The sequence below is a fragment of the Nonomuraea sp. NPDC001684 genome, assembly GCF_053596515.1.
The window spans coordinates 1-2,824 of record NZ_JBSFGJ010000739.1 but is presented as its reverse complement, the minus strand read 5'-3'; the positions used below and the strand labels follow the sequence as shown (position 1 = coordinate 2,824).

Here is a 2,824-nt window from a genome sequence, read left to right as displayed (position 1 = left end):
CGAGGCGGCCGAGCACGACGTCACCGGCCTGATCGAGTCCAGGTGCCGGTTGAACCTGGCGGCTCTGGCGTACTGCCGGGGGTCCTGGGACGGCGCGACGACCGACTGCTCCCGGCAGCCTCCTCAGCCACCGGGCGCGAGCCGCTCCCCGCAGACGCCTCACCTGCCAGGTGAGGCATGCTCCCAGCAGCCCCCTCACCCAGCGGGTGGGGCATGCTCCCAGCAGCCTCCTCGCCCACCGGGTGGGGCATGCTCCCGGCGGCCCCCTCGCCCAGCGGGTGCGGGCCGCTGTCGGCAGCCCCCTCGCCCAGCGGGTGCGGCATGCTCCTGGCAGAGTCGCCACCCGCCGGCCGCGGGCTGGCTCCAGGGTGCTCCTCGGCCGCCGGGGGCGTCTCCTGCTCGGAGTCCGTCCGCAGGAACGGGATCACCTCGCCGCCGTCGTCGTCGGAGGTGGTGTTCACGCGGCCACCTCGCCGGTCGGACGCCCGGCGGGCGAGATCGGGGCCTGCGCACGAACCATGCCCTCACAACGGGCCTCGTGACGGGCCTCGTGGTGCCGCCCGGTCATGAGGCAGGTCCGTCGGCCGCCGCGGGGGGCGGTTCGACGGGCCTGCCTGGGGGTCTGTCGGTGGCGCGTTCGGAGTCGAGGGCGTCCTGAAGCAGCACGACGGCGGCCGCCTGGTCGACGACCCCGCGCTGCTTCTTGGCGCGTACGCCGCTGGCCCGCAGCCCGTGCTGGGCCGCGACCGTGGTGAGCCGCTCGTCGAACAGCCGCACGGGCGTGGGCGCCAGCCGGCCGGCCAGCTCGGCGGCGAACGCGCGGGCCAGCCCGGCCGCCTGCCCCTCACGCCCGGACAGCGACGTGGGCAACCCCACGATCACCTCGATCGCCTCGTGCTCGGCGACGATCTCGGCGAGGCGGTCGAGGTCGCCCTTGCCCCGGCGTACGGTCTCGACCGGCGTGGCCAGCGTCCCGCTGGGATCGCTGCGCGCCACGCCGATGCGGACGGAACCGACGTCGACGCCGATCCGCGAACCGAACCTCATGTCATCCGATCTGCTCGCCGATGGCCTGTTCGACCAGGCCGAGCGCGTCGCCGATCGCCTCGGGCCGCGTACCGCCGCCCTGCGCGACATCGTCCTTGCCGCCACCGCCACCCCCAAGAGCCTTGGCGGCGACGCCGACCAGCCTTCCGGCCTTGAGCCCCCGCTCGCGCCCCGCCTCGTTGACCGCGGCGACCACCACGGGCCGGTCGGAGGGGGCGCCGGCGATCACCACGACCGCCGGCCGGTCGGCCGGGAATCTGCCACGCACATCAAGCGCGAGCTTACGCAGGTCGTCGGCGCCGGTGCCATCAGGCGCGCGGTGTGTCACCACGGAGACTCCGTGCAGGTCACGGGCCTGGGACGCCAGCTCGCCGGCCACCTGGAGCACCTGCGCCGAGCGGACCTTCTCCAGCTCCTTCTCGGCGGTGCGCAGGCGGGTGACGATGCCCTCGATGCGCTCGGGCAGCTCCTCGCGGCGCGCCTTGAGCTGCTCGGACAGCTGGGCCACCAGCACGCTCTCGCGGGCCAGGAAGCGGAAGGCGTCGATGCCGACCAGCGCCTCGACCCGGCGCACGCCCGCGCCGACCGACTGCTCGCCCAGCACCTTGACCAGGCCGAGCTGCCCGGAGCTGTGGACGTGCGTGCCGCCGCACAGCTCGCGCGAGTAGTCGCCGATCTCGACCACGCGGACCTCGTCGCCGTACTTCTCGCCGAACATCGCCAGCGCGCCCATCGCCCTGGCCTCGGCCTGGGAGGTGTAGAACGCGTTGACCTTGAGGTCGTTGATCAGCACCGCGTTGACCTCGTCCTCGACGTCGCGCAGCACGCTGGCCGGGACGGCGCCCGCCGCGGTGAAGTCGAAGCGGAAACGGCCCGGGGAGTTCTCCGAGCCCGCCTGCGCGGCCGTCTCGCCCAGCGCGTTCTTGAAGCCGCGGTGGACCAGGTGGGTGGCGCTGTGGCTGCGCGAGATGGCCCGGCGGCGCTCGACGTCGATCTCGGCCTGCGCCTCGTCGCCCGCCTTCAGCTCACCGCTGCGGACCTTGCCGCGGTGGACGATCAGGCCCTTGAGCGGCGACTGCACGTCGAGGATCTCGACCTCGGCGCCCGCCGTGCGGATGACGCCCTGGTCGGCGAGCTGGCCGCCGCCCTCGGCGTAGAACGGGGTGCGGCCGAGCACGATCTCGACGGTCGTGCCCGCGCCGGCCGCCGGCACGCTGACGCCGTCGACCAGGATGCCGACGACGGTGGTCTCGGCCTCGGTCTCGTCGTAGCCCAGGAAGTCGATCTTGCCGGCCTTCTCCAGCAGGTGGCCGAAGACCGAGATGTCGGCGTTGCCGGTCTTCTTGGCCGCCGCGTCGGCCTTGGCCCGCTGCCGCTGCTCCTTCATCAGGCGGCGGAAGCCCTCTTCGTCGACCTTCAGGCCCTGCTCGGCCGCCATCTCCAGGGTGAGGTCGATGGGGAAGCCGTAGGTGTCGTGAAGCTGGAAGGCCTGGTCGCCCGAGAGCGTCGAGCCGGACTTGCGCTTGGTCTCCTCGACCGCCACGTCGAAGATCGCGGTGCCGGTGCGGAGGGTGCCGAGGAAGGACGTCTCCTCGGCGTCGATGACCGCGTGGATCTGCGGCGCGTCGGCCTTGAGCTCGGGGTACTGCTCGCCCATCACGTTGATCGCGACGTCGGTCAGCTCGTGCATGTAGCGCTCGTCGCCGGAGCCGAGCAGGCGCAGGTTGCGCACCGAGCGGCGCAGGATGCGGCGCAGCACGTAGCCGCGGCCCTCGTT

At 73.3% G+C, this 2,824-nt stretch carries 2 protein-coding genes; both read right to left on the bottom strand.

What is annotated here, in order from left to right:
* Positions 1-564: 564 nt before the first annotated feature.
* Positions 565-1,047: a Holliday junction resolvase RuvX gene (gene ruvX, locus ACWCSD_RS50970; RefSeq protein ID WP_352327834.1), complete on the bottom strand. Its 483-nt coding sequence runs from the start codon at positions 1,045-1,047 to the stop codon at positions 565-567.
* A 1-nt stretch (position 1,048) separates the two neighbouring features.
* Positions 1,049-2,824, bottom strand: a 1,776-nt coding sequence (alaS, locus tag ACWCSD_RS50965) for an alanine--tRNA ligase (protein ID WP_449926840.1), incomplete at its 5' end; no start/stop codon positions are given.

Bases quoted from the DNA above. Each gene is read 5' to 3' on its own strand.
- ruvX (WP_352327834.1), bottom strand. From the start codon at position 1,047: ATGAGGTTCGGTTCGCGGATCGGCGTCGACGTCGGTTCCGTCCGCATC.